This is a genomic window from Arenicella sp. 4NH20-0111 (assembly GCF_040366405.1).
In the GTDB taxonomy this organism is placed as follows: domain Bacteria; phylum Pseudomonadota; class Gammaproteobacteria; order Arenicellales; family Arenicellaceae; genus Arenicella.
Genome location: NZ_BAABWF010000001.1, coordinates 29522 through 56258 on the forward strand (window position 1 = coordinate 29522; position 26737 = coordinate 56258).

Sequence of the window (26737 nt, forward strand, 5' to 3'; positions counted from 1 at the left end):
TTTGTTATGGTGCAGGTTTAGGGTTCAAACACGTCGATCATTGGGTAGGCACTGTCAGCGTCTCTGGTTCGTTTCGAATCAGGCTTGGCAATACTGTAAAGATGCTTAATTCCATACTCGGCAGCGGAATGCAATACACTCTCATTGTCGTCGATAAACAACGATTTCTGAGGATTGAACGGCAAAGACTCCTGCAATCTAGTCCAGAAACCCTGCTCTTCTTTCGGATAGTCTAATTCGTGAGAGCAAATAAGGTGATCGAAATAACGGTCGATTTTTGTATGCTCGATTTTCAAATCAAGAACCTTGCGATGTCCGTTGGTGATCATTCTGACATCAGCACTCTCTCTCTGACATTTTGAGAGAAAGGCTTGCGCATTTGGTCTATACGATATTCTATCCGCGACATCTTGCTTCAAAGACATAATATCCAATTCTAAAACCTGAGACCAATGATCGACGCAGTACCATTTTAGCGTTCCAGCCCAGTCCTTAAACATGGGCGCTAAAAACGAAACCGATTGATCCAGCGAAATACCCTTGCTTTGTGCGTAAACCTGCGGCATATAATCATTCCAAAAGTGATTATCAAAGTGCAAATCAAGCAAGGTGCCGTCCATATCCAACAATACGGTTTCTATCTGTGACCAATCTATTTGCATGTCGCGATTATATCCTGAATGTGTGATTAAATACGGTTTATGAATTTAGCTTTTACAAAAATGCACGGCCTGGGCAACGACTTCGTTGTATTGGATTTTACAGAAACCCAATTCGATGTTAGCGCTGAGATAGCCACACACATCGCTGATCGTAATTTTGGCATCGGCTGCGATCAAATATTGATTGTAGAACATTCCAATCGGCCCGACATAGACTTCAAATACCGAATACTTAATTCCGATGGCAGTGAAGTTGGACAATGCGGTAATGGATCTCGTTGCTTCGTCCGCTACGTGCATGAAAAAGGTCTAAGCGACAAAAACCCAATACGCGTGGAGACCATAAGCGGAGAAATGACACTCACCGCGCACGAAGACTCGAACTTAGTAACCGTGAATATGGGTGAGCCACGATTTAATCCCGTCGATATCCCGATTCAGCAAGAGGAGCCTAGAGTAACGTATCTGCTGGACATAGATAATGAAACAATTGAGTTTTCAGCCGTCTCTATGGGGAACCCTCATGCGGTGATTCTGGTTGATGACGTGCAAAATGCACCCGTCTTGACTTTAGGGCCGACGCTGGAATCTCATCCAGTGTTTCCTGAGCGAGCAAATATTGGCTTCATGCAAGTTAATTCTCGCTCTGACATAAACTTAAGAGTGTTCGAACGGGGATCAGGGGAGACAATTGCCTGTGGATCAGGAACGTGTGCCGCTGTGGTTGCAGGGATTCAGCGAGGACTTTTAGATCAGAAGGTGACGGCACATTTGCAGGGCGGAGAATTAACAATCGAATGGAACGGTCAGGGCTCACCTGTCATGATGACAGGTCCTGCAGAAACGTCGTTCGAAGGCACAATTAGAATAGAAGACCAAAAATGACCGACTCACACAAATCCATTTCTCCTCAAGAGCTGGCAGACTACCTGAGGCGTAATCCTACAATTTTTCAATCGCATCCAGAGCTTCTAGAGTTTATCTCCTTGTCTGATACTCGTAGCACTTCATCATTGTTAGAGCGTCAAATCTCAGTTCTAAAAGAACGATTGCTGGCGCAAAAAATGCAGCAAGCCGAGCTATTTCAAAATGCCAGAGACAATGAGGAGATCAGCAATCAGTTTTCTGAAGTAATCAGTCAACTGATTAGCTGCACAAATCTGTCTGAGTTTGCATCGGAGTTCCCAAGAACGCTTCGCCACACTTTCGCGATTGATCAGGTTTCTATAAAGACATCACAATCCGTGACTCGGCGGCCTAGCGAAGCAAGCGGATACGAAGAGACGTTGCGCAGGCTTAACAATAATCGCTCAATGTGCGACAACCGCTGGCCAAACAACGTGATGCAACTTTTTTTCAATGATGACATCATGTCCGCTGCTCTTGTGCCTTTGTATACCCAAAGTGGGCAAAATCCATTGGGTGTTCTGGCTTTAGGGTCTCGGAATGCAGAGCGCTACACCAACGACTTAGGTACCGCGCATTTGGACAAACTAGGCCTGATGGCAGGCCTATGCCTTAAACGCTTACAGCCCCAAGGCGTTCGCGGATAACGTGAGCAGCAACGCACGCCAAGATCAGTCGGCAAAAAAATCACTTGATGATTACCTGGCGGTTTTAGCCACTGAGCGCAGACTCTCGACTCACACACTTAAAGCTTATAGGCGTGATATAGAAAAATTAATCGCATTCATGGACCAACGCGGAGTGATGTTGTGGCAAGGGCTGAATTCACATAACGTACGTTTGTTTGCCGCCAGCCTTAATTCAAAGGGCTTAAACTCGAACAGCATTAAAAGAATCTTGTCCAGCGGACGAGGTCTGGCTAAGCACTTGGTTAGTAAAGGGGCTCTCAAGAACAACCCATTTGATGACGTCCGCGCACCTAAAGGCGAAAAACGCCTACCGAAAACACTGTCTGTGGATCAAATCGTCTCACTGGTTGAGCTAACGTTAGACGACCCACTAAGTTATCGAGATAAAGCGATTCTGGAACTTTTTTATTCATCAGGCCTGCGACTCAGTGAGCTCTGTGGAATTGACCTTAATGATCTAGATTTATCAGAATCAATATTACGTGTCACGGGAAAAGGGAGTAAACAGAGAGACTTACCTATTGGTGCACAAGCCAATAAAGCAATCCGCGATTGGTTGTTACAACGCAACGTGCTGCCGATTAAGGACTTTGATGCACTATTCATTAGCAAATTGGGAACGCGCATTAGCACGCGAAATGTGCAGGCTCGAGTTCAGTATTGGGCAAAACGACAAGGAGTGGAAATCTCGGTGAGCCCTCATATGCTCCGTCACTCATTCGCGAGCCATGTCTTAGAGTCCAGCGGTGAATTGCGCGCCGTTCAAGAACTGCTTGGGCACTCAAACATCAGCACTACGCAAATCTACACTCACCTTGACTTTCAACATCTTGCCCAAGTGTATGACGACGCTCACCCACGCGCTAAAACCAAAAAACCGAAATAATGAATCAACACCCAACCAATCTAGAGGCTGGTTATCGCCCGCTTGCAAAGACACTTCATTGGCTGGTTGCTGGCCTAATTTTGGTTCAATACATTCTCATAGAACTTGCGGAGAGTGCTGAACACGCAGGGTCTGTGGTAAAGCAATTAGGGTTAATTGCAAATCATAAATCAGTCGGGATCACCATCCTAATATTGGCAATCCTGCGGTTGAGTTATCGTCTGTTTCGACGACCGCCTGAACTCCCTAGCACCATGCCTGCGTGGCAGAAAAACATCTCACACGCCTCTCACGGTTTATTGTATTTCACTCTATTTTCTCTGCCAATTACTGGCTGGCTAATGTCGTCAGCCAACGCGTATTCGGTGAGCTGGTTCAACCTTGTACCTCTACCTGATCTTATTGTCGCTAGCGAGTCCAAGGCAGACACCCTGCAGTGGGTACATGAGTCGCTGGCCAACTTTCTGGCCATTCTCGCAGCAATCCATATCGGTGCTGCGCTAAAGCACCACCTAATTGACCGAGACAGCGTATTATCACGCATGTTAAGCCGAACAAGCGTTGGCGTCTTTTTAATTGCCACTGTTCTGAGTCTGCTATTTTTAGGTAATTGGGGGAGCGCGCCAACAATAAAGGCCACCTCCTCCGTGAACCCGAGCACAAAAGCCGAAGCCAGCAACGCAGACCCTAGCCTCAGCAATCTGCCAATCTGGAACGTCGATTACCAGAATAGCCATGTGAAATTTATTGGTCAGCAAGCGGGGGCACCGTTCACAGGTGAGTGGAAGGTTTGGGCCGCTACGCTTCAATTTGATGATAACAATTTAGCGGAGTCGCGTTTCGTGGTTGATATCAACATAGGCTCAGTATCATCAAATGACTCCGAGCGAGACGGATACATCCTTTCTGATGATTTTTTTGATGCCTCTCAATTTCCCAACGCCACGTTCAGTGCGTTTGAGTTTGTTACAGACCCCAACGCCGAACAGAATTCCAACACCTCAGATCGCGTTTATATAGCCAATGGAAACCTTCGCATCAAAAACATAAGCCACCCTGTTAAATTGAACTTTACGATAACGTCAAAGAACAAAGAGATAAGCTTGATCGGTTCGGCCACACTCAATCGCCATCAGTGGAATATCGGCATGGGTGACTGGAGTGATCCAACGTGGGTAGGCAGCGAGGTAATGGTCGACATACTGGTAAAGGCATCAATCGATTAGCCTCTTACTCCTTAGCTGTCACAAAGCGCCTAGCTCATTAGTCCACTACCCCCCCCTTAGACGCGAAGCCCGAAGCCCGAAGCCCGAAGCCCGAAGCCCGAAGCGAATACTACCGAATGATCAACGATCTTAACCTAGGCACTGAGCCCATATCGCCACCGGATGGGCGATGTGCGGCAACATCGGGAACAGGCTCGAAGTACTCATTTATGTGTCAAGACCGTCATACAATGTTCATCCACGTGTAACCGAGTTGATACCGGTTTGTCATACGACGGGATGACACTAGCGGATTGTATGTTAAACACCTTTAGGTCCCCCTCCATGAAAACAAATACAAGCACAAAATCGACTAAGCACGTCATCAACCCAAATAAAAGCATTCCTAAACCGTCAAAGCTAATGCTTAGATTGGCTCAGGTGGTCGTCTTGGCACCCGCGGTGGCCGCCACGCTCAATCCAATTGAAGCCGTTGCTCAGCAAGACACGACATTAGATGAGATCGTGGTCGTTAGTAAAAAGAAGATCTTTGCAAACCAGTCAACGACTGAAAGCATGCTAGACAAACAGAACCCGATCACCTCGGTACTTTCTAGTATCAATGCCCTGCCCGGCGTTAATGTCACTGAAGGGGATACATTTGGTTTTGATGACTGGTCAACGACCATCAATCTGCGCGGGTTTCAAAACAGCCTCTCTGACCAACAGGTCGGAATAACGATTGACGGGTTCCCCAACGGTGAATCTAACTACGGCGGCGGCTCCAAGGCAAATCGGTTTATCGATTCATCAAACCTACAAGGCGTGGATGTCTCCCAAGGTACCGCCGACATCGGCTCTCGATCATTGGAAGCTCTTGGCGGAACCTTGGATTTCGTAACACGCACCCCTAGCGAAACGGCAAAATCAAACATTCAGTTTTCTGCTGGCGACCACGATGCGCGACGCTATGCCGCAAGTTATGACACAGGCTCGATATTTGGTGATACCACACGCATGTTCGTCTCAGCTTCTCACCAAGAAGCCACAGACTGGGTAAATAGCGCCGCTGAGAATGACCGCGACCACTTCGCTGCAAAATTAGTCTCAGAAATAGGAGACACTACGATTACTGCGTATCTTGCTCACGATGATGTTCAAGAAGACAACTACCAACGAATTACCCTAGCCGAGTTCGAAAGTGATCCTGATTCAGATCGCCTGCTTGATCAATGGACCGGCGTACCTTACATCGATCAGGTTCACCGACGAGGATGGTCGACACTGCGAGAGAACACGTTTGCGTACTTGAAATTTGAGCGCCAACTAGAGAATGGCTTGGCGTTAAAAGGCGGCGTCTATACGCACGCTAACGAAGGCCGAGGAGATTGGGTGCCCCCTCAGATCGTGAACGTAGCCAATGACAACGGCGGGCCTGAGTCCGAAATAATCGGTGGCTCCACTACCTTTGGGGGCCCCATTACCGGTGCCATCTACTTTGTGGATGCGGCCGGGAATGCGCTCAGCCCGCGCGAAGGATGCACGTCATCAATCACCTTCCCTTACGGTGGCGCTGGCTCAGAATACGACCCCGCATGCTACTCAAGCGACGCAATCGCGGTGCAGTCGTATCGACATACGCACTACCAAAAAGATCGCGTTGGCATAACCAGTGACTTGGCTTATCAGTTAACGTTCGGCGATTTTGATAACGAATTAAGAATGGGGATTTGGTATGAGGATCAAACTAGAGAAGAATTCAGAGATTGGCACAAAATAACGGACACGACCGTTGGTCCAGCATTCGATGCTCAGCCTTATTACGTTCAATATGATCGCGAATACCCGCGCGAAGTCTTCAACTACTACATCGAAGACAGCCTGACCATGGGCTCGGTCACAGCGACCGTGGGCATTCGTCAGTTCTTTGTTGATGTTGAGCGCGTGGACAACTTTGACACGGGCAATCGATCGACCCTCAATTCAGATTCAGACGTGTTGTTTTCAGGTGGTTTACGCATCGATAGCGGCATCGACGGTTTAGAATTGTTTGCGAGTTATTCTGAAAACTACAAAGCGCTGGGAGACCTTGTCCTTGAACGTGATGCCGTTGATACCACCAATGTGACCCCAGAGACATCGGAAAATGTTGAACTGGGACTGCGCTTTCAGTCCAATAGAATGTCGGCGACGGTGACCTACTTCAACAACACATTCGAAAACCGTTTGCAGTTTTTTGGCGCTCAAACGGCAGGCAACATTCCCAACTACACGATAGGGGCTGACGGCCGTTACGACAACGTAGGAGGCATCGAAACCGACGGCTTTGAAGTCTCTGGAACGTATTATGCAAGTGACTCTATCTCCTTGTACTCTGCCTTCACCTATACCAATGCCGAATACGTCGGAACTGGGCTGGGCAATGAAGCTGACGCCGCTCTTGGTATTTTCCCTGGGAATAAAGTAGTCAATACACCTGAAAACTCTCTGGTTGTTTCTCTTGATTGGAAAAACGACATCTATCGAGCGGGATTGAGTGCGAAGTACGTTGACGATCGATTCATTGATATTGCAAACACATCGGTGGCAAAATCGTATACAACGGCAGACCTCTACTTTGGTATGTCCGGAGCTGCATTCGGCGAGGCTCTCGAAGGAATAGACGTGAGCTTGGTCGTCAACAATTTACTTGATGAATCATACCTTGGTGGTATCTCAGGGTTCGGCGCATGGATAGGCGCACCACGAACGGCGGTGCTGTCTTTCTCTGCAGACTTCTAGCTTTTTCAAGTATCGATTTGAATGGCAAGGACGCCTTCAAATCATCTTCGCCATGCCAGTATAAACATTGTTTCGCGGCATCTACCCATTGTTAAATTGAACATCTAAATTAAATGAAACGCTTCTACGATCGTCGCTTTGTACTTAGCGCAATGGCATCGGCGGTACTCTCCGCTTGCTCTTCTCGTCCACAAGTTAGTCACCCTAACGTCGATTCAGCTACCGGTCACTCTAAGAACAAAAATGCCAACTTCTATCGGCACGGTGTCGCCAGCGGCGACCCTGCCTCAGACAGCGTAGTGCTATGGACGCGACTCAGCGTTGCCAGTACCAACAGCGACGCGAATGTATCCTGGGAACTTGCAGAATCCCCTGACTTTAATAGTTTGGTCGCGCAGGGCGATTGTTTAACAAACAAAGAGAAAGACTTTACTGTAAAAGTCATTCCTTCGAGGTTAAACCCGGGAACCACCTACTACTACCGATTTGTTTTTCGAGGCTCCCCCTCCCCTGTCGGTAGAACGAAGACACTGCCGACAGGGCGTGTTGAAAAATACGGCGTTGCACTAGCTTCCTGCTCAAACTTTGCTTTTGGATACTTCAATGCGTACGACGCCATTGCCAAAGACACAAACGTGGATCTAGTATTGCATACAGGGGACTATATCTACGAGTATGGCGCGCAAGGTTGGGGCTCAGAGGTCGCGCAAAAGCTAAACCGTGTTCACGAGCCGGCCCATGAAACAATAACGTTAGACGACTATCGAACTCGTCATGCTCAATACAAAACCGACAAAGGAAGCCAGGCAATGCACGCCGCTCACCCATTGGTTTCCTGCTGGGATGACCATGAGAGTGCCAACAATCCTTGGCTCAGCGGCGCGCAAAATCATCAAACAAAAACGGAAGGGGAATGGACTGATCGTCGAGCAGCTTCAGTTCAGGCATATTACGAATGGATGCCAATTCGTGACCCAAAGAGCATGGACGAAAGACTTGCTTTTTCACGTGCCTACAAAATCGGGGATCTCGCTGATTTAGTTACCTTGGAAACCAGACATACGGCCAGAGCTGAGCAAATAAACTATCTTAACTACACAGATAAAATCAACTCCATTGAAGATGCCAACCGATTTAAATCAATGATTATTGGCGCACCGGGTCGCGAAATGCTATCCCGTAGAACCGAACAATTAGTCAAGGATACCTTCACCTCCACACAACATCGTCCATGGCGGTTGCTAGGAAATGCCAGTCCCATCGCGAGAATGCTGGTCCCCGATATTAACAAATTGAAAATACTAGAGGACGAACGGCCTGAGCAACTTGAAACCAAAGCCGCGAAGGCCCTTAAATGGAAAGCTAAATACAATTTGCCATTTTACACTGACACTTGGGATGGCTATCCATGGGCACGACAGAAATTTTACGAAGCCTGTCAATCAGTCGACGCCACCGACCTGATTTTCTTAACCGGAGACAGCCATAGTTTCTGGATGAATCAACTTAATGACGATCACGGCACTCCGATGGGAATAGAGCTTGGTACGGCCGGAATCACCTCACCTGGCGACTTCATTGAAAGCGGTTATAGCGGCGATGTTGCGCGCAAATTGGACCGGGCATTCGAGTCACAACTGGACGAAGTCGTATGGACTGACAATTTCCATCAAGGTTATGTCAGGCTTAACTTAACTCAATCCAATGCCAAAACGAGCTTCATAGCTATCAGCACCGTTGAAGAAACCAATTACACGATATCAACTCTAAAAGAGACTGTCATTGAACGCGGACACAATGGCGTGCAATTCAAGGCATAGAGCCCTCAAACTACAAACGGATATAACGGTGCTCGGGAGAAATAGGATGACTCCTGAGCGCGCAACGTCCTCAGATCTATCTTGCTCACAATGTCACACGCAGATGTAATTCATTTGTATCAATCTACTCATTATTGATACAAATTCATATGATTCCGAGCAACGTCAATCAATCCGAATAGCTAACATGCGCGTATACCTATCATCTGATGACGCTAATAGAATCCATTTGCTCCTCCAATTCAAATACAACAATAGCCTACTGAGCTTCATGACCAGCCCAATCGTAGTTATCGTAATCACGGCGGCGATGGCATTGACCGTACCTTCAGTAAACGGACAAACGGAACTTCGCCCCATCCTGCCTAACAGCCTGTTAAACTACGCTAACCCACCGTTACCTGCGCACTTTTCATTAAACGGAATCAGAAATGCAGACACTACTCCTAACGACAATCCCACCTCGGATGCTGGAGCAACCTTAGGGCGAGTCCTTTTTTACGACAAAATGTTGTCGCAAGATAACTCAACGTCATGCGCCTCCTGCCATGCCCAATCAAGAGGTTTTTCAGACCAAGACCGATTGTCCACGGGATTCTCAGGCGGACTCACAGCAAGGCATTCTATGGGCTTGAGTAATGCTCGTTACTACGAACCAAACCGTTTTTTCTGGGATGAACGCGCCGCCAGCCTAGAGGAACAGGTTCTTCAGCCTATTCAAGATGCCGTTGAAATGGGTGAAACCTTAAACAACGTCGTCGAGAAACTGTCGGCAACGGACTATTATCCACCCTTATTTGAACGCGCGTTTGGTAGCCGCGACATTAATAGTCAACGGATAGCTAACTCATTGGCTCAATTTATTCGGGCGATGGTTTCCTATCGATCGAAGTATGATCAAGGCGTGGCCATCAACTTTTCTAATTTCACCGCTCAAGAAGAGCAAGGAAGGCAGTTATTCAACAGCCGACAAACTAACTGTCGATCCTGCCATAACACGGACTTGCAACTGATGGATCAAGCGCGAAACAACGGTCTTGACGCAGCGAACGCCGACAATGGTGTTGGTAACGGACGTTTTAAATCCCCTTCATTACGCAACGTTTCAGTACGAGCTCCTTTTATGCACGATGGCCGCTTTAGCAGCCTCGAGCAAGTTGTTGATTTCTACAACTCAGGCATTCAAGACAATCCAAATCTCGACAACCGTCTTTCACGAAATGGCCAGCCGATTCGAATGGGTTTAGACGCGGAGGAGCGAGCTGCGTTGGTTGCGTTCTTGGGGACGTTAACGGACAACGAATTTTTAAGCGATTCTGCGTTCAGCGACCCGTTCCAGTTGGTTGAGTCAGAGCTTCCTAATACCGGCGAGCTATCCCGCCCGCTTGCTATTGCTGCGATACTGGCACTACTTTTAAGTGAAGACAGTTCCAACTAGTCCCTAGCCACCAAACCAATTCTAATTAACATCCTCATAAAGCCGACGAAAAAGCACTGTTTACCTAAGCCACTAAAATCTTGGGCGAACGACAAACGCAATCTGATTCGACTTCACCGTTACCTCTTTTAAGGACAAATACTGCAAATCCAGGTAGGTGTTTTGTGCTTTTTCAACAGGCACTTTTAATTGACGCAACGTATCATTGCTGAAACTGATTTCGCCGATCTTTGCATGAAACATGTTGTCTACAGCTAGGCCACCGTTGTGCACAACAGGCTTGCCAAATACTGTAACGGCTATGCGATTTCCCTCGATAACCCAAAACAAACGATCAAACTTTTCAACCGCCTCGCGTGCTTTTGGCTCTACCTTTGCGAGCTTATCCAAGTTGATAACGGCTGTCACAGCAACTTCGCCTTCATTAAGAAACACCTTTATTCCATCACTGACGGCGAGCAATTTTCGCCCATCGGCATCGGCTTTAAGGCTTGCCAAAAACATGGCATTAAATTCCTTTTCAGTGAAAGAAACCTGCCCCCTCAATATATCCAAAGACTTTTGAGCTAATAGATCAACGCCCCCTTGGTTCAATTGTTCGTTTACAGCGTCATTTGCAAAGTCTCGATTTGCTTTAGATTCATCAAACCAATCGGGCAGTGCGCTGGCTGAATAAATGCCATAGAACCCAACAAAGAGAACCACCACAACGATGGCAAAGAACGATTTAAACATAAACTTAATCACCCAATTGTGCTCTGTTATTGAGCATGGAACACCACACTAACACTGGCTGTAACCTTAAGGGTGCCAAACTGCTCTTGCGGTAATTCAGCCGACATAGTTTTGGCCTGCATCATCCCTTCACTGTGACTGCGAAACATGGGTTGCGATCGGTTGTTCTCGGTGATCGTATAAGCCGAACCGAGCTGCTTATCAAACTGTTCGGCCAAAAATTCGGCTTTTTCTTTAGCATCTGAGATCGCGGCTACCAAAGCTTTTCGTTCCAGTTCAGATCTATTTTGGAAACCTGTTTGCACCTGATCAATGTTTGACACTCCGCCTTCAACTAATTCTTGGAGCAATGGTGCAACTCCTTCTATTTCATTTAAAGTGATCGACAAAGAGCGACTTACGCGCGTTCCAATTAATATTTGTGAATTGTCTCGCCATTGATATTCAGGATTCAAATTAATACTGGATATCTTAATATCGGCCTTCTTAACGCCCTGATTTTTAGCCGCATCTAAGACAGCCTGATACTTTTTGTCAGCATCCAATTTGGCTTTATTTACGTTAAGGTCTGTTGCGGAAACCGTCAGTGAAACAATGGCTTGATCAGGCTCAGCCGACACTTCACCTGTTCCACTGACACTAATGGTGTCTTTAGCGTGCATTGAAATCTCTCCGGCCGAATCTGGCGATAATGTTAACAACAAGGAAAGGAATACGGATAAAACAAGAGTCTTCATAGGTTCTCCAATGAATTGGTAGGTCATGGGCAATCATGTTACGAGCACTCAGTACTGACAATGGCACCTCGATAAAATTCTCAAATGACGCCAAAATCGCCAAACGAGCTCATGTTCATACTGCTGGCTCAAACTAGGTTCTCCGAGTATGTCACCATCAACCTGAACATAAGCTTAAAGGTAAATTAATAAATTGACTCAAGGCATCTCGCTATTTATCAAGGCTTTACAATTGGAGTCTTTTTTCCGTCTTTGTCTACGCACACAAACGAGATGTTATTTTCGAACAGAACGGCTTCGGTCTCAGTCTCGTATCGAGCACCATAAACCTTAACATTATACGTAATTGAAGTATTGCCAACGCGGGTCTGCTGGCAACGAAAGCGAAGTATTTGGCCTTCACGGATGGGGTGCCTAAATTCAACGTTGTCCAAACCAATGGTCACGAAATGCTGACCGGGCATATCAAGACTTACGCGAATATAGGCAATTTCATCGACCCACTTTAACAACGTTCCACCGAATAAGTTGCCATAATCATTGAGGTCGGCGGGAAGTACTATTTTATAATGTTCCACTGTGAATAATCTCCTCTTACTTTTCGTGCTCTCAAGCCCATAACCCAAGCTCTTCTGAGGCTGTTTTACCCGAAAATAGCAGATTTCTATCGATAAACCCAAAGACGATTGATGTCATTTCACTAAAAAGATTTTTATCCCTAGAACTCAGGATATAATCAAACAATGAATCACACTCCAAGTAACATTAAGCTGCACAGCAAATCCAGAGTCTTGGAAGTTGCATTTGACGACGAAACCTTCATGTTGCCATGTGAGTATTTGCGTGTTCACTCGCCGTCAGCTGAAGTAAAGGGCCATGGCCCTGGGCAAGAAGTTCTTCAAGAAGGCAAAGAACTGGTCAACATCGTTGCCCTTGAACCAGTCGGTAATTATGCCGTAAAACTGATTTACAGCGACTCTCATAATTCAGGATTATACTCCTGGGATTACTTGTATGAGCTGGGGTCTGAACGCAAAGAAAAATGGCAAAATTACTTAAAGCGGCTCTCAGACAAAGGCACTTTACGTACAGCACAAGAAACCGACTATCACCTTACATAGAACTACAAGCAACTAATCATGGCAGAACAAAAAACCCATTTTGGCTTTCAAGAAGTAAATCAAAGTGACAAGCAAAGTTTAGTAGGCGACGTGTTTCGATCGGTTGCCAGCAATTATGATGTTATGAACGACGCCATGTCATTCGGAGTACATCGAGCTTGGAAATGGTTTGCCGTCGCTCAAAGCGGTGTTGGCGCTGGTGATCGCGTTTTAGATCTCGCTGCCGGCAGTGGCGACCTGTCACTCAAATTCGCAAAAAAAGTAGGTGAACATGGTCAAGTCGTGGTTACGGACATCAATGAGGCCATGCTTGCGGAAGGTCGAAAACGACTCATAAACGAAGGCATTGCTGGTAATGTTGACTTTTGCCTTGTAAATGCCGAAAACTTACCGTTTGAAGATAACAGCTTTGACTGTATATCAATCAGCTTCGGTTTACGAAACGTAACGCGCAAAGAAGAGGCATTGAAATCCATGGCTCGTTGCTTAAAACCAGGTGGCCGCGCCATTATCTTAGAATTCTCTCAGCCCACCAATGAAACCTTTCGTAAGGTCTACGATGCCTATTCATTCAATGTAATCCCTAAAATGGGAGAGATAATTTCAAGCGACCGTGAAAGTTATCAATATTTGGTTGAATCCATTCGTCAACATCCGCCACAAGAAGAACTAAAGCAGATGATGCTCGATGCAGGGTTTGATCGCGTGCGCTACCACAATTTAACGGGGGGCATCGTGGCTCTCCATATTGGCTATAAGTATTAAGACTTATGCTCTTCTCTTTACTTGAATTAGCGAGTAATAAGGCGCTGCAATATGACGTCGATGGCTCATCTAAGTTGAAAAAACTGCAAGGAAAAACCATGGCCTTGCATATTCAGAAACTGGACTTAACAATTTCAGTAACGCCTCAATCTGAAGGGCTAGAATTATCAAATCAGCCCACAGACTCCGTCGACGTTACCCTAAGCGCCACGCCAGGCGCACTGATAAAAATCAGTCGGGACGGGCTAGAAAATGCTGAACTTGAACCGGGCGAGCTGGAAATTTCAGGTGACCCCATAGTAGGACAGCGTTTTGCTCAAGTAATGTCCGACTTAAATATCGATTGGGAATCTATGTTGGCAGATCAAATTGGTGATGCGCCAGCTAAAACAGTGAGTTTTGTTGCTACCCAGACTAAAGAATTTGCGGTCGAATCTCGCTCTCGCTTGCACGAATTCGTTTCTGACCTGATTCAAAACGACATGAAGGTAGCGGCAAACAAAGACGATGTTGAGCGCTTTCTTGATTCGGTTGACAACATTCGTGCCGATACCGATCGATTAGCGGCGAAGCTTGAAAGACTGAAAATAAAAATAGACAACTTAGAACCCAATGAGTGACATTAAACGGCAAAAAGTCGCTGGATCATTTTCTAGATTGTGGCAAATTCGACGTATCGTCAGGAAATATCAACTTACTGAAATAGTGAATGATTTTGACCTGCCTAAGCCAGCCAAACTATTTCTAGCAGCGGCTTTAGGGCGTAGCGCTCCATCAAGAGAAGATCGCCCACAAAGAATTAGAGCAGCCTTAGAGGAATTGGGGCCAGTGTTCGTCAAATTGGGACAGGCACTGTCCACAAGACCAGACTTACTTCCCGATGACGTCGCCTTAGAATTAGCCAAACTACAAGACAAAGTCCCCCCTTTTTCGCCAGCCACCTCATTAAAAATCATCAAACAAGCCTACGGCGACCAATTAGACAGTGTATTTGAATCAATAGACGAACAACCTTTGGCGTCGGCGTCGGTTGCTCAAGTCCATGCGGCTACCCTACAACCAGGTATCTCAGTACCTGGACAAAATGGCACCTCAACAAATGAAGTTGTGATAAAGGTGCTGCGGCCAGGCATTAAAAGAATCATCGAGAGCGACTTAAAAGTCATGTACCGTGCCGCCAGTTTTCTTCAAAAGTACTGGTCACGCGGTAAACAATTTAGACCTTTAGACGTAATAAAGGAATATGACCTGACGATTCACGACGAGCTTGACTTGCGCACAGAAGCTGCAAATGCCGCACGCATGGGCGCCAATTTTGAAGACTCCGATTTGATTTACGTTCCGCGAATTTACTGGGACTTCACCAGTGAAAATGTACTTGTCATGGAACGCATTAATGGCATCTCAATTCGCGAAATAGAGTCATTCAAAGAACAAGGTATCGATTTAAAAGCATTGGCAGAAGATGGCGTCGCCGTTTTTTTCAAACAGGCCTTTGAAGATAACTTTTTCCATGCAGATATGCACGCGGGGAACATCTTCGTTTCGAACGAAGGCAAGTGGATCAGTATTGATTTTGGAATCATGGGCACACTGGATATACAGGATCAACGCTACCTTGGAGAGATGTTGCTCGGGTTTTTTAATCGCGACTACGCAAGCATCGCTGATGCACATATTCGGGCTGGATGGGTACCAGAAGGGACTAAGGCGGCTGAATTTGAACAAGCCATTCGTGTGGTCTGCGAACCGATTTTTGCGAAACCGTTGAGCCAAATATCCTTTGGAAATGTGTTGATGCACTTATTTCAAACAGTGAGACGTTTTGAAATGCCTGTGCAGCCGCAGCTCGTTCTACTTTATAAAACCTTGCTCAATATCGAGGGCTTGGGCAGGCAACTTTATCCCGACCTAAACTTATGGGACACAGCGAAGCCTTTTCTTGAAGATTGGATGAAAAAACAAATGTCTCCGCAGAAACTATTCGACGACATTAAGAGAAATTTCCCTCAATGGCAAAGCGCATTACAAAGCCTGCCACAAGCGATCGAAAAGTCAGCTCAAACGGCAATAAACAGAGAACAAAATCCCAAATCAATGAGCCATTGGGAACGTTTGGCATCTAGCCTGGTGTGCATTAGCATTTTCGGCACGCTGTCAGTGCAATTGGAAATTATTGAATTCGATAAGCTCAATCTTTTTCTTCCGTCTATCGGGGTAATTGGGATCCTAATTTTGGTTGGACAACGCACTTAAATACCACGTTGTCGGCCAACGGAAACGCCCCTATTTTTAGATAAAATCGCATTCGTGAGTTAATAGAGACAGAAAAAATAATCCTCAAATGACGAAAGAACGCCTGTCATCTAAAGTTCTATCGTAACGAATAATTAATGGAAAACAGCCCGGACTTTCAAATTTCAAGCACCATGCTTACGACGCTAAAGCCGCTCCATTAAACGCTTTCAGCGTATTTGTTTTTTCGGACACTAATAATTTATCCTTAAATATCATCACCTTATATCATCTATAAGACATCAAAGTTGGAGGTGGGGTTTTATATTATTTTTTTTTGACACGCATCAAAGTTACTAGACAAACTGATCGCTCCTGTTGTATGTTGAGCGTCCATTAAATAGATTTAACCTATTTGTTAGCTAAAACGAATACGTTTTTCTTATTTTTTGACCCCATCAAACTCTCTAATTTGGCGTTAACCCTAAACTAACTTATGCGCCTTACGGGAGAGTTATGTGTCTAACCAACTACAGAAACTCTAAGGAGTCTAAATGAACTACATTAGCATCAAGAAAATCAAGGAATCTAAAGGCCAAGGCATGGTCGAATACATCATCATCGTTGCGCTGATCGCGATTTCAGCTATTGGGGTATTCAGCCTCTTTGGTAAGGGAATTCGTGGACAAATGGGTGAGTTGACTGCTGAATTGTCTGGTCAAAACCAAGACAACACGCAAGCTAAAAACGCAGCCACAGACGCCCGCGATTTGGCGAAGAAAAAGAACGATTTGGGTAATTACGGAGAGAGTGCTAGTAAGTCGACTGAATCTCAGAAATAGACTTAGTAACACATCTTAAATTACTGCGGCTCTATCCAGCCTACCCTAATCATGCGATAGAGCCGTTTCTTACTACCGCCGCCCAGTGAATAACTATGATGTTACCCAGACCCTACCCAACATTATTATTACTTCCCTTGTTTGCATTATCTTCAACTTCATTCGCCGATCAGATGCTAGACGTCGGATGTGGAATGTGGAGCGATAAAGCTAAATTCGTATTCGACGAAGTCGACGTCCGACGCAAACAAGGCTCTTCACAACCAATTGCAGATACAAAAGCGTCCCTTGGGTATTCGGATCTTGAGGCAGAAAGCCTTAACGCCGAATACTACCAGACTGTATTTGATGCACTTGAAGCAGGAAGATCCAGAGACGAAGTTGGAATACTTGCCGATAACCTTTGCAGGAAGAATCCTGACAATGTTTTTGATCTAAGTTGAATTAAGCCTCTTATCAGTAAGCTCGCTTACTGAGTCTTGTCTTATCTCAATGTAAATCTTCCCTAGGTTAAGTGTATGAACTCTAACTTTGCTAGACAGCGTGGTTTTTCGACCGTGCTCGCTCTCTTCCTGCTTGCTGCAGCGTGCCTATCTATCTATTCGCTGTATGACGTAGGCCAAGTAACCAGCCATAAAATGAAAGCACAAAATGCCGCTGATGCAGCGGCGTACAGTGTTTCCAGCATCACCGCACGTGACATGAATTTCATGGCCACCACCAATAGGATCATGGTGGCAAACCAAGTAGCAATCGGCCAAATGGTTGGATTAAGCTCTTACGGTCACATGGTGGAACAAACCGCATTCAACTTTGATGTTGTTTCGAACTTTCTCTCATGGATTCCAGTTGCCGGCCAAATTATTAAAGCGGCATCCAGACTGCTTGCTCAAGCGGCAAAGGTAATGAAGCAGATCTTCGATGGCGCGGCTAAAACCGTTATTCCAATCAGCGATAACATCATTAAAATAACCTCTGGATTGCAAGAAGTGTTCCACATAGGAATGACTGGCGCTGCCTATGAGGTCTACACCAAAGTCATTGAAGGAAACGATCAAGATATCAAAGGTTCCGTTGTTTTGGGCGGGTATTCCGTCATCAAGTACATCGACGAGTACCGAGACACCGTCGAGAAGAATCAAGTTCCTAAACCTTGGGGCTTTGATCAAAAGAACCGCCGGTATTTACAACGCTTCGGAGAATTTCATTCCACGGTTAACCAATCTACTGACCGTTTCATTCAGAATAGATCTAATGACTGGTTAGCGGATTTGATTCACGGCAGAGGTGCCAGTGAGTTCAAGCCCGCTATCGTAAATAATAAATACATTTGGGATTGGACAGCCATGGACACGCAACGATTTCTGATTGAAGTCGATCTGTGGCTCACCACCATCACCATTGTAGATGCGCCATTAGGATGGGGCGCTGGCCATGCCTTAAACTCAGACCGAGGAACCTCAAGTTACAACTACTACCGTGATCGCTCTAGACACCGGTATGGCGGCGTTTGGAGAAACGGAAGAGCCGCCTGGATCGCTGCGGCGGATGATCGCAGCAATAATTTGTCACGAACCAGTAATCTTAAACCATTCTATGATTTGAAAGACAACGGGCTGACTGACACAGGACCCGGGATGGTCGCGTTGCTCGGAAAGCCCATTGCTGCTGCACGTGTTTGGAAAGAAGCCGTAAAAGATAAACAGAATTACGGACTGCAAAAACGGTTTGATGTTGCCGAGCACGGTGGTGCAGCCAAAGACCAATTAATTTCTTTAGGCAAAGCGGAAACCTATTTCTCCAGAGCTCCAGACCTGTGGCCAAGGCGCGATAGAAACATCGAATTCGGGAATATGTATAACCCGTTCTGGCAAGCGAGACTGACCAAGGCAAGCAAGATAGATCATGCCGCTGCAATTCTGGCGGCGAGCGGGATAAAACTATGATGCATCAACGTTGCGACGTGGGCTCCGCGCAAAAGGGAGCTGTTATTGTGGAGTTTGTGATCGTCGCGAGCTTTGTCTTAGTGAGTGTGTTGGCCCTGACCTCATTGATGGGCAAGATGATTGACTCCAAACAAAAAGTCGAACAGGCATCTCGCTACAGTGCGTGGGAAAGAACCGTGTGGTTTCAAGATGTGCCCAGATACCACCCGAATAAGGCACTCAAGAAGTCCAACTTGCAGCTTCAAAGCGAAATGCATCACAGAGTATTTTCACAACCCGATACGTTTGTCGACAGCACCCAGCACCTTGATCTGGATGATTGGGAACTGGATCCAATGCAGCTTTTTCACGACCGAGGGCTCAAATCTAGTAAAAATTACGAACCGATGTACGTAAGCAATTCGAAAGTAAAAAAGCAGCCGAGCTTTGTTCGACTTACTCAATCCCATTCTTCTCCACCAGGAAAGCTTACGAACGCAGTCGGGGCAATTACCAAACCTTTGGATCTTCTAGGCGATTTTAAAGTGAACCGCCAAGGCTACTATAGCGGCGATGTCTCGGTAGAAATCAAAGAGTTTAAATGGATGAAGGAATTCGAAAATTTGAAACCTACTTTTTCATCTAAATCCGCAATTTTGACCGACGGGTGGAATGCTGGCGGGCCTTCAGACATGGAGGGTCGTGTCAGAGGATTACTGCCGTTAGCGCTGGTGGACGGCAAAGTTGGGGATTCGATTCAAGACTTCGTTGGCTTTCTCTTCGACCCTTTAAAGTCCGACTCCTTAGAGCTTGGTAAGGTGACTTCAGAGCCTGTTCCTAGCCATCGTCTTAGACGTTACCCTAACCGCTAGGGAGAATGAATATGAATAATACAATACCGATTCTAACCATCGCTCTCATTGCGCTCTTTGGTACATTCAGTGAAGCAGCCAAAGCCGAGAAATTTCCAGAATTTCCTTACTCCAAAATGATGGACGTAGTCACGGTAGCGAACAACATGAAGGTGAACGGTCTACCAATGCGTATTTACCAATTTAAGACCAAAGAAGACGAAGCTCACATTGTCGACTTCTACAAGGACGAGTGGGATACGGAAATGACCAACGTCTTGTTTGGAGATTGGCGGATACTGTCACACAAAGAAAAAGGATATTTAATGACCGTGCAAATAGAGCAAGGTGATTACCCAGTCACTCATGGCACCTTAGGTATAACGCCAATGTTTGAGTACATAAAGGGCAGTGGAAACAAAATGAAAAAGGCCACGCGTTCAGTTGGCCGCGACTTTCCAACGTTACCAAACACCAAAATCATGATTGACACAGAAGCAAACGAACAAGGCAAACGTGTCCGCACCATACTGTTTTCTAATAGCAATAGCATTGATAGAAATCTGAACTATTACACCACGCAAATGGAACGCAAAGGCTGGTCCATGTTAGCGCCGGATATGTTCGGAAAAATTCGCAAGAAAGTTCCAGCTATCGCAATGAACAAAAACGGAGAAAAACTAAATCTAAGTTTCGTTCGGCAAGAAGGCAAAACCTATGGCATCGCTGTGTCAGAGCGATAGAGAGAATCGGACACCTTACATCAGTATTAATAAATTTATGCAAAATCCAAAACGTACTCAGACCCAATATGGCGTCACAATGATCGAATACTTAATTGGCTTAGGTGTGTTTGCCTTATCACTCTTGACTCCGATACCACCTAGCAACAAGAGTGTTTTCACTATGCTGGAGGAGGCGATAAAAAAGGAACACTCGGCTTACATGTATGCCACCTCGCTTCCTCGCGTCAGCGATGACGGCTCTCTGGTTTCTTTTAAAAAAGAAAAGAAGGAGTGACTCGATCTGCCGTACTAATTCAAAAATGCAATTTCATTAAAAACAATAAACACAAAAGCAGCCCCTATCAAAATGGCGCTGACTTATTTAGTACAAAATTACAAACATAGGAAAAGAGGCTCATTTGAGCGTCGGGCATATGAAGAATTTTTTTAAAAGTTGGGGGCTATTACTAATAGCCATACTCGTGGGCTTTCTCGCATTTTACGTTGCACAGCAATACCTAGAAAGCACTGAAGAGAGCATCAGACTGAGCTATGAAGGCAAGGGCGACCAAATGGTCGACGTAGTTGTTGCGTCCGTTGACGTGGAAGAAGGCGAAGCAGTTAGCCCCAGTAACATGTCGATAGCGCAGCTCAACGCGAACCACTTATCAGATTCAGCAATAAGACCAGATTACTTCGATCAACATCAAGGTAGCTTACTCACGGTAAGCATGAAAAGTGGAGAGCCATTATTAACTCATTTCCTGAAGGGCCGCCTGATTGAACGCTTCTCAGACTTACTTGAAGTTGGTGAACGGCCAGTGACTCTGGAAGTCGACACACTCACAAGCAACGCGGGATTACTGACGGTGGGAGACAGAGTCGACATTTTTCTTCGTGGTGAGTTAGAAACTGCAGAAGGTGGTGATGACGGAGCGTCTTCGGGTCAAGATACCATGATCTCTCTTTTTCAAAATATAAAGGTCTTAGCGGTAGACCAACGGCCGTTGCTAACCAAGGAACAGCCATTCCATGAACAAGACTTCCTGGGAGATGACACAGAACAATTTGAATACAGCTCCGTGACTCTGGCCATGAAAGCAGACGATTCCGATAACTTGGCGTTCTCAAGTAGCTTGGGAGACATTTTATTTTTACTACGAAACAGTAATGATGATTTAGTTCATTTCTGGGAACCAGTAAATCAAGCATCAATCACAGCCAGTGACCCCAACCAAAAGTCCCTGTCTTTCAGCTTTTATGGCAAAAACGGAGTCAAAGAAACGCGCTCCTACAAGGCACCCAAAATAGCAACAATAAGTAATTCTACACCGCACAAAAGCGGGCAACACTTTGTGAAAAGCCTAGCCATCGCTCGTAAATCTGAGACTGAGAGCGATGTCGAGAGCGATGTCGAGAGCGATGTCGAGAGCGATGTCGAGAGCGATGTCGAGAGCGATGTCGAGAGCGATGTCGAGAACGATGTCGAGAACGATGTCGAGAACGATGTCGAGAACGATGTCGGTCACATAAGCCCCTGCGGGTCGGCCCATCACCAGCGATGTACGGCCAATGACGTTGTAAAACACATCGCGAAAAATTCAAACAACAACTTATTAAAACGAAAGGCTTAAGGGTCGATGTCTATGTTTTCAAAAAATCTAACAGCACTTAAGCCGCTATTATTCTTTGCTGTCATCACGGTTATCTCCAGTACCGTTCGTGCTGAGGTCTATGACTTTACGTTGACTCTGGGGTCAGTCAAAGTCGTCGATGTTGGCAGCATCACTCGCATCGCCGTCGGTGACGAAGCTACCGTGAAGGCGAGTGTGCTTGAAACTGGAGAACTGATGTTCATTCCTCAAGAAGCTGGCGAATCCAAAGTCTTAGTTTGGACCACAGGTGAAAGGTTATCGACATTCAACATCACCGTTTTCGACAGCGACATGCATCAAAATGTATCGATGGCGCGATCTATTTTACAAACCTACGATAAGGTCAACGTCAGATCCGTTCACAATCGATTAGTCATCGAAGGAGCCGTAGATCCGAGATTCTTCACGCAGTTTCAAAACGCAGTAACTAAAGCGTTCCCTGATGCTTTGGTACTTGTAAAAGAAGTACCTCGTGGCGAAATGATCGAATTTAAAGTACGAATCTTAGAAGTGCAAAAAAGGTATCGAAAAGAACTGGGGATCGATTGGGATGACAGTGTTCAAGGACCTATATTGGGCACCTTTGGCACCTTTTTAGATAATCCTTCGTACTCGCTTGTTCCCCAAGACGCCGCGGTTGATTGGGAAGCTGTTGGTCAATCAATTCCAATCGGAGACAACGACTTCTACCCATTTGGGCGTTTAGCCACCAGCATTTCTTCAAGAATTCAATTACTGCAAGAAAACGGGTTGGGCAGAATCTTAGCGGAACCCACATTAACGACACAAACGGGGTCTGCGGCCAGCTTTCTAGCAGGCGGACAGATTCCCTATCAAACCGTAAATCAGCTCGGACAAACAACCGTCGAATTTCAAGATTACGGAATTCAATTGGAAATTGAACCCGAACTCGTAGGCACTGACACCATTATTTCAATGGTTAAAGCAGAGGTGAGCTCTATTGACTCCGGCACCAGTGTCAATGGCGTACCAGGCCTACTAACTCGAGAAACGGAAAGCAGCGTCAGCCTTAAACCTGGTCAGACTTTGGCCATCTCTGGGTTGCTATCAAGTAGCGATAGTAAGGCGGTTCAAGGTCTGCCCTTTTTGAGCAAGATTCCGATTATCGGGGAGCTGTTTAAATCAAAAGGCTTTCAAGAACAAAGAACGGAATTGATTGTGTTAGTGACACCCAAGATCATTAACACAGCTAACGTCGACTACAGCGATAGAACAATTTTTGAACACGCTAAGAGTTTAGAAGAGCTCTTGATTGATGGCAGCCAATTCGATGAGGACATAGCAGACTAATTATGTTTGAAGCATCTATAAATACCAATAAAGGCACGTATGTCGATACGTTCATCTCATCTGATCTAGAGGTCGTGATCGGAAAAGACAAAGCAAGCGGCATCGTATTGCGGGGCTGGAAAATAGCCACCAAACATGCGCAGCTCGATGACAGGGCTGATGGAATACACATCACTGACTTAAAAAATAGCTCCAGTGGAGTTCTGGTTAATGGCAATAAAGTTGAAACCTTTGGCCCGATTAAGGAAGACGATATTATTGCCATTGATTCCTACGTTTTGAGAATCAAAAACCGTGGTCGTACTGAAGCGCAGAGCCAAAGCAAAAAGCTCATCGATGCACAAAATGACGAACAGTTAGAAAGCCAACCAGAAGAGCGCGAAGACAACGGGGACCAAAACGACACCACACACAATGCGGCCCTCAAGGAAAAAGTTGAGCTGAGTAAGAAGTGGCGTGGAAAAATACATGAAAGCTTGCTGAACAAGATGGATCTACGTCGCATCAATGTTAAAGACATGAGCGATGATGAAGTGTTTCAAATGACACAGACTATGCTCACCGAAATAGCCGATGAGTTTACTGATATTCCTGCCTCGTTAACCAAGAGTGAATTAGTAAAACAAGTCCTAAATGAATCCATCGGACTTGGCCCACTGGAAGATCTGATCGCGGATGACGACATCAGTGAGATCATGGTTAATAGCGCCGACGAAATCTTCTTTGAGAAAAAAGGCGAGCTTCAGCGATCCGACGTGACCTTCACAAACGATCGAGCAGTCCAATACGCAATAGAAAGAATCGTAACCCCACTAGGCAGACGTATTGATGAGAGCTCCCCTATGGTGGATGCTCGACTCAAAGATGGTTCGCGAGTTAACGCGGTAATTCCGCCATTGGCACTGAAGGGCTCATCCATCACGATTAGAAAATTCATGAAGGAGAAATTAACCGCACAACATCTGATCAACTTTGGGTCTTTAAATCAAAATATGGTCGAGTTTATTGAGACCATCGTGACCAACAAACAAAACATTGTAATTTCAGGCGGTACAGGGTCTGGAAAGACCACTTTGTTGAATATTTGTTCTAACTTCATCCCTGACAAAGAGAGAATTGTTACTGTCGAAGATGCAGCCGAGTTAAAGCTATATCAACCAAACCTAGTCGGATTAGAAGCAAGGCCAGCCAATCAAGAAGGTAAAGGCGCGGTAGAGATTAGAGAGCTGGTTAAAAACTGCCTGCGCATGCGGCCAGACCGAATCATTGTTGGTGAGTGTCGAGGTGGCGAAGCCCTAGATATGTTGCAAGCGATGAACACGGGGCACGATGGGTCGCTAACAACGGCACACGCAAACAATCCAAGAGATTGCGTTTCCCGAATAGAGGTCATGGTCATGATGGCGGGAATGGAGCTACCTATTCAAGCCATTCGTGAACAAATTTCATCTGCGGTGGATATCATTATTCAGCAAACACGACTGTCTTGCGGCAGCCGCAAGGTAACCAGCATTGCCGAGGTGTCTGGAATCGACCAAGGGGTGGTTCAACTCGGTGAGATTTTCAAGTTCAAACAGACTGGAAGAGATGAAAAAGGCAAAGTCATCGGGGAGTTCATTGCCACCGGGTTAATTCCCAAGGTCTACGAAGAACTGCGTGAAAGTGGCGTGGCCGTTGACGTGGGAATATTTAAGTCAAATGAACCCGACAACGGTGGCTTCTAGTGGTTTTATTGATCTCAGCGTTGTTCAGCATCCTTATTGGTATCTTGGTCTTCCTGATCGTTTCGCCTGTGGCTGACGGCGCGAACAACGCCAAAAACATGTTTGTGAATAAGACACAAACAACGTTAGGCGACCTCTTTCTGTTTATAGACATCGAAAAGATCATCCTTCTGTCGATTTCGTTGATCCTATTGGTCTCACTGGTTCTATTTATTGCGACACGATCATTTTTCCTGACTTTGGTCATCGCCGTCGTATTGGTATTTGTCCCCACCTTACTGCTTAAGCTGTTAAAAAAACGCCGCAAGAACACAATCATCCAACAGCTTCCGGATTTTTTGCTCAATGTTTCAAGCGCGATGTCGGTCGGCATGGGCCTTAACCAAGCGATAGAACTGACATCAAATGAAGAAGGCGGTCCAATCAAGCAAGAATTTGACCTATTTTTAAACGAGTTAAGGTTAGGCGTGAGTTACGACGAGTCTTTGGACAATTTGAATCAACGGGTAGACTCAATTGAGATGGAACTCGTGGTGTCAGCGATGAAAATATCACGGGAAGTGGGAGGCAATCTATCAGCGGTCCTTAAACGTCTATCCACCACGCTAAGAACTAAGATCGAGATGGAGGGGAAAATAAAGACATTAACGGCACAAGGCCGTATGCAGGGAATTGTCATGGTTTGTCTACCGATCTTTATTGGTATCGTACTGTGTTTTATGGAAGATACCGCTCCCTATATGATCCAAATTTTCACCATATGGTACGGATGGCTTACTCTCGCTTTTCTGTTCTGCATGCTTGGAATCGGATATTTTTTCATACGTAAAATTGTGAATATCGATGTTTAGTACTCTGATCCCACTTTTAATCGGCGGCATGTGCGCAGCGGCTCTTTTCTGTTTGATCTATTCAATAAAGAACATCGGGCACCAAATCCCAACAGATAATAGAAAATACAAAGATCCGCTTCCATTTGGCCTCAAGTTAATCTGGCCGTTAGTCAATTTCTTCGCGTTCTACATTGGCCGCTATCTCGGTGTGGAATACGTCGAAAGAAGTAAGCGGATGTTGCAACGAGCTGAGATGATTTATTTGATGGAGCCGGAACAGTTGTTCGGCCTTCAACTGACCGCGATGATCTTCAGCGGAAGTATTTGTTATTTTACTTTGTCGCTAATCGATAGCGTCAACGGGCTTTATGTATTTATTGCGGCTTGTCTTGGCTTTTTCATGCCTTTCTTGTCGGCGAATGATCGAAGAAAGCAACGTGAACTGCAGATGGTGCGCTCTCTTCCTGTCTATTTGGATTTCATCATTATGGCACTTGAAGCGGGCATGAATCTGAGTGGCGCGATTCAACAAGCCGTTGAAAAGGGCCCCGAAGGCCCGCTTAACAGCGAGTTCAATGCCGTACTGCGTGACGTACGTGCTGGCATGAGCCGAATAGCGGCACTGAAACTTATGGCTGCACGGATTGACCTTAAGGAGTTTAATAGCCTGGTGTCGGCTCTCGCTCAAGCTGAGTCCACGGGAGCCAGCCTTTCCGAAACGCTAAGAGTTCAAGCAGATCAACGCCGAGTCGAACGATTCCAAAAGGCTGAAAAACTGGCGTTGGAAGCCCCTGTTAAGCTTATTTTTCCGTTGGTTGCTTTCATTTTTCCATGCACGTTCGTTGTCCTATTCTTTCCTATCATCTTGAAGTTTATAGCAGAGACTTAGGC

The 26737-nt window shown here is 45.8% G+C and carries 26 protein-coding genes; 22 read left to right on the forward strand and 4 right to left on the reverse strand.

What is annotated here, in order from left to right; all coding sequences use genetic code 11:
• Positions 1-17: 17 nt before the first annotated feature.
• Positions 18-662, reverse strand: coding sequence for a GMP/IMP nucleotidase (yrfG, locus tag ABWW54_RS00160; protein WP_353408853.1), 645 nt, complete (start codon positions 660-662; stop codon positions 18-20).
• A gap of 39 nt (positions 663-701) precedes the next feature.
• Between yrfG and dapF the strand changes: the two genes are divergently transcribed.
• The 7 genes from dapF to ABWW54_RS00195 all read left to right on the forward strand — a co-directional run bounded on the left by dapF (position 702) and on the right by ABWW54_RS00195 (position 10387).
• Positions 702-1547, forward strand: a complete 846-nt coding sequence (gene dapF / locus ABWW54_RS00165; protein ID WP_353408855.1) for a diaminopimelate epimerase — start codon at positions 702-704, stop codon at positions 1545-1547.
• Entirely contained in the window at positions 1544-2215 is a 672-nt protein-coding gene (locus ABWW54_RS00170; RefSeq protein ID WP_353408857.1) for a DUF484 family protein, read from the forward strand. Before dapF ends, ABWW54_RS00170 begins: the two co-directional genes overlap by 4 nt.
• A gap of 1 nt (position 2216) precedes the next feature.
• On the forward strand, positions 2217-3143 hold the full coding sequence (gene xerC / locus ABWW54_RS00175; RefSeq protein ID WP_353408859.1) for a tyrosine recombinase XerC: 927 nt from the start codon (positions 2217-2219) through the stop codon (positions 3141-3143).
• On the forward strand, positions 3143-4369 hold the full coding sequence (locus ABWW54_RS00180; protein ID WP_353408861.1) for a cytochrome b/b6 domain-containing protein: 1227 nt from the start codon (positions 3143-3145) through the stop codon (positions 4367-4369). Before xerC ends, ABWW54_RS00180 begins: the two co-directional genes overlap by 1 nt.
• A gap of 324 nt (positions 4370-4693) precedes the next feature.
• A complete protein-coding gene (locus ABWW54_RS00185) occupies positions 4694-7129 on the forward strand; it encodes a TonB-dependent receptor domain-containing protein (RefSeq protein WP_353408863.1) in 2436 nt (811 codons plus the stop codon).
• A gap of 113 nt (positions 7130-7242) precedes the next feature.
• On the forward strand, positions 7243-8949 hold the full coding sequence (locus tag ABWW54_RS00190) for an alkaline phosphatase D family protein (protein ID WP_353408865.1): 1707 nt from the start codon (positions 7243-7245) through the stop codon (positions 8947-8949).
• Positions 8950-9220: 271 nt separating this feature from the next.
• Complete coding sequence (locus ABWW54_RS00195) at positions 9221-10387, forward strand: cytochrome-c peroxidase (protein ID WP_353408867.1); 1167 nt, start codon at positions 9221-9223, stop codon at positions 10385-10387.
• Between the two features lie 72 nt (positions 10388-10459).
• Here the strand turns inward: ABWW54_RS00195 and ABWW54_RS00200 are convergent, their stop codons facing one another.
• The 3 genes from ABWW54_RS00200 to ABWW54_RS00210 all read right to left on the reverse strand — a co-directional run bounded on the left by ABWW54_RS00200 (position 10460) and on the right by ABWW54_RS00210 (position 12437).
• Complete coding sequence (locus ABWW54_RS00200) at positions 10460-11122, reverse strand: hypothetical protein (RefSeq protein WP_353408869.1); 663 nt, start codon at positions 11120-11122, stop codon at positions 10460-10462.
• A 26-nt stretch (positions 11123-11148) separates the two neighbouring features.
• A complete protein-coding gene (locus tag ABWW54_RS00205; RefSeq protein WP_353408871.1) occupies positions 11149-11859 on the reverse strand; it encodes an SIMPL domain-containing protein in 711 nt (236 codons plus the stop codon).
• A gap of 218 nt (positions 11860-12077) precedes the next feature.
• Entirely contained in the window at positions 12078-12437 is a 360-nt protein-coding gene (locus ABWW54_RS00210) for an acyl-CoA thioesterase (protein WP_353408873.1), read from the reverse strand.
• Between the two features lie 165 nt (positions 12438-12602).
• On the opposite strand from ABWW54_RS00210, the gene ABWW54_RS00215 reads away from it, so the two are divergent.
• From ABWW54_RS00215 to ABWW54_RS00285, 15 genes are all read left to right on the forward strand, one after another.
• Positions 12603-12980 (forward strand): gamma-butyrobetaine hydroxylase family protein, encoded by a 378-nt coding sequence (locus ABWW54_RS00215; protein ID WP_353408875.1) that lies wholly within the window; start codon positions 12603-12605, stop codon positions 12978-12980.
• 18 nt (positions 12981-12998) lie between these two features.
• Positions 12999-13745: a bifunctional demethylmenaquinone methyltransferase/2-methoxy-6-polyprenyl-1,4-benzoquinol methylase UbiE gene (ubiE, locus tag ABWW54_RS00220; RefSeq protein ID WP_353408877.1), complete on the forward strand. Its 747-nt coding sequence runs from the start codon at positions 12999-13001 to the stop codon at positions 13743-13745.
• A 5-nt stretch (positions 13746-13750) separates the two neighbouring features.
• The gene (locus tag ABWW54_RS00225) at positions 13751-14365 is read left to right on the forward strand and encodes a ubiquinone biosynthesis accessory factor UbiJ (RefSeq protein WP_353408879.1); all 615 of its coding nucleotides are present in this window, start codon (positions 13751-13753) and stop codon (positions 14363-14365) included.
• Entirely contained in the window at positions 14358-16001 is a 1644-nt protein-coding gene (gene ubiB / locus ABWW54_RS00230; protein ID WP_353408881.1) for a 2-polyprenylphenol 6-hydroxylase, read from the forward strand. The genes ABWW54_RS00225 and ubiB overlap by 8 nt, the downstream gene beginning before the upstream one ends.
• A 533-nt stretch (positions 16002-16534) precedes the next feature.
• Positions 16535-16822: a Flp family type IVb pilin gene (locus ABWW54_RS00235; protein WP_353408883.1), complete on the forward strand. Its 288-nt coding sequence runs from the start codon at positions 16535-16537 to the stop codon at positions 16820-16822.
• A gap of 95 nt (positions 16823-16917) precedes the next feature.
• The gene (locus ABWW54_RS00240) at positions 16918-17265 is read left to right on the forward strand and encodes a hypothetical protein (RefSeq protein ID WP_353408885.1); all 348 of its coding nucleotides are present in this window, start codon (positions 16918-16920) and stop codon (positions 17263-17265) included.
• 75 nt (positions 17266-17340) lie between these two features.
• A complete protein-coding gene (locus ABWW54_RS00245; protein WP_353408887.1) occupies positions 17341-18768 on the forward strand; it encodes a pilus assembly protein TadG-related protein in 1428 nt (475 codons plus the stop codon).
• Entirely contained in the window at positions 18765-19619 is an 855-nt protein-coding gene (locus ABWW54_RS00250; protein ID WP_353408889.1) for a hypothetical protein, read from the forward strand. The genes ABWW54_RS00245 and ABWW54_RS00250 overlap by 4 nt, the downstream gene beginning before the upstream one ends.
• 11 nt (positions 19620-19630) lie before the next feature.
• On the forward strand, positions 19631-20341 hold the full coding sequence (locus tag ABWW54_RS00255) for a hypothetical protein (RefSeq protein WP_353408891.1): 711 nt from the start codon (positions 19631-19633) through the stop codon (positions 20339-20341).
• A 37-nt stretch (positions 20342-20378) separates the two neighbouring features.
• Positions 20379-20618 (forward strand): type IV pilus modification PilV family protein, encoded by a 240-nt coding sequence (locus ABWW54_RS00260; RefSeq protein WP_353408893.1) that lies wholly within the window; start codon positions 20379-20381, stop codon positions 20616-20618.
• Positions 20619-20757: 139 nt separating this feature from the next.
• Positions 20758-21957 carry a Flp pilus assembly protein CpaB gene (gene cpaB, locus ABWW54_RS00265; RefSeq protein WP_353408895.1) on the forward strand — a complete coding sequence of 400 codons (1200 nt, stop codon included), beginning with the start codon at positions 20758-20760 and terminating at the stop codon, positions 21955-21957.
• Positions 21958-21969: 12 nt separating this feature from the next.
• Positions 21970-23289 (forward strand): type II and III secretion system protein family protein, encoded by a 1320-nt coding sequence (locus tag ABWW54_RS00270; RefSeq protein WP_353408897.1) that lies wholly within the window; start codon positions 21970-21972, stop codon positions 23287-23289.
• A gap of 2 nt (positions 23290-23291) precedes the next feature.
• On the forward strand, positions 23292-25013 hold the full coding sequence (locus ABWW54_RS00275; RefSeq protein WP_353408899.1) for a TadA family conjugal transfer-associated ATPase: 1722 nt from the start codon (positions 23292-23294) through the stop codon (positions 25011-25013).
• The gene (locus ABWW54_RS00280) at positions 25013-25864 is read left to right on the forward strand and encodes a type II secretion system F family protein (RefSeq protein WP_353408901.1); all 852 of its coding nucleotides are present in this window, start codon (positions 25013-25015) and stop codon (positions 25862-25864) included. The genes ABWW54_RS00275 and ABWW54_RS00280 overlap by 1 nt, the downstream gene beginning before the upstream one ends.
• The gene (locus ABWW54_RS00285) at positions 25857-26735 is read left to right on the forward strand and encodes a type II secretion system F family protein (RefSeq protein WP_353408903.1); all 879 of its coding nucleotides are present in this window, start codon (positions 25857-25859) and stop codon (positions 26733-26735) included. The genes ABWW54_RS00280 and ABWW54_RS00285 overlap by 8 nt, the downstream gene beginning before the upstream one ends.
• Positions 26736-26737: the final 2 nt, after the last annotated feature.

Bases quoted from the DNA above. Each gene is read 5' to 3' on its own strand.
- ABWW54_RS00260 (WP_353408893.1), top strand. From the start codon at position 20,379: ATGCAAAATCCAAAACGTACTCAGACCCAATATGGCGTCACAATGATC.
- ABWW54_RS00185 (WP_353408863.1), top strand. From the start codon at position 4,694: ATGAAAACAAATACAAGCACAAAATCGACTAAGCACGTCATCAACCCA.
- ABWW54_RS00285 (WP_353408903.1), top strand. From the start codon at position 25,857: ATGTTTAGTACTCTGATCCCACTTTTAATCGGCGGCATGTGCGCAGCG.
- yrfG (WP_353408853.1), bottom strand. From the start codon at position 662: ATGCAAATAGATTGGTCACAGATAGAAACCGTATTGTTGGATATGGAC.
- ABWW54_RS00195 (WP_353408867.1), top strand. From the start codon at position 9,221: ATGACCAGCCCAATCGTAGTTATCGTAATCACGGCGGCGATGGCATTG.
- cpaB (WP_353408895.1), top strand. From the start codon at position 20,758: ATGAAGAATTTTTTTAAAAGTTGGGGGCTATTACTAATAGCCATACTC.
- ABWW54_RS00215 (WP_353408875.1), top strand. From the start codon at position 12,603: ATGAATCACACTCCAAGTAACATTAAGCTGCACAGCAAATCCAGAGTC.
- dapF (WP_353408855.1), top strand. From the start codon at position 702: ATGAATTTAGCTTTTACAAAAATGCACGGCCTGGGCAACGACTTCGTT.
- ABWW54_RS00275 (WP_353408899.1), top strand. From the start codon at position 23,292: ATGTTTGAAGCATCTATAAATACCAATAAAGGCACGTATGTCGATACG.
- ABWW54_RS00235 (WP_353408883.1), top strand. From the start codon at position 16,535: ATGAACTACATTAGCATCAAGAAAATCAAGGAATCTAAAGGCCAAGGC.
- ubiB (WP_353408881.1), top strand. From the start codon at position 14,358: ATGAGTGACATTAAACGGCAAAAAGTCGCTGGATCATTTTCTAGATTG.
- ABWW54_RS00270 (WP_353408897.1), top strand. From the start codon at position 21,970: ATGTTTTCAAAAAATCTAACAGCACTTAAGCCGCTATTATTCTTTGCT.
- ABWW54_RS00190 (WP_353408865.1), top strand. From the start codon at position 7,243: ATGAAACGCTTCTACGATCGTCGCTTTGTACTTAGCGCAATGGCATCG.
- ABWW54_RS00170 (WP_353408857.1), top strand. From the start codon at position 1,544: ATGACCGACTCACACAAATCCATTTCTCCTCAAGAGCTGGCAGACTAC.
- ABWW54_RS00200 (WP_353408869.1), bottom strand. From the start codon at position 11,122: ATGTTTAAATCGTTCTTTGCCATCGTTGTGGTGGTTCTCTTTGTTGGG.
- ABWW54_RS00240 (WP_353408885.1), top strand. From the start codon at position 16,918: ATGATGTTACCCAGACCCTACCCAACATTATTATTACTTCCCTTGTTT.
- ABWW54_RS00180 (WP_353408861.1), top strand. From the start codon at position 3,143: ATGAATCAACACCCAACCAATCTAGAGGCTGGTTATCGCCCGCTTGCA.
- ABWW54_RS00225 (WP_353408879.1), top strand. From the start codon at position 13,751: ATGCTCTTCTCTTTACTTGAATTAGCGAGTAATAAGGCGCTGCAATAT.
- ABWW54_RS00255 (WP_353408891.1), top strand. From the start codon at position 19,631: ATGAATAATACAATACCGATTCTAACCATCGCTCTCATTGCGCTCTTT.
- ABWW54_RS00245 (WP_353408887.1), top strand. From the start codon at position 17,341: ATGAACTCTAACTTTGCTAGACAGCGTGGTTTTTCGACCGTGCTCGCT.
- ABWW54_RS00205 (WP_353408871.1), bottom strand. From the start codon at position 11,859: ATGAAGACTCTTGTTTTATCCGTATTCCTTTCCTTGTTGTTAACATTA.
- ubiE (WP_353408877.1), top strand. From the start codon at position 12,999: ATGGCAGAACAAAAAACCCATTTTGGCTTTCAAGAAGTAAATCAAAGT.
- ABWW54_RS00250 (WP_353408889.1), top strand. From the start codon at position 18,765: ATGATGCATCAACGTTGCGACGTGGGCTCCGCGCAAAAGGGAGCTGTT.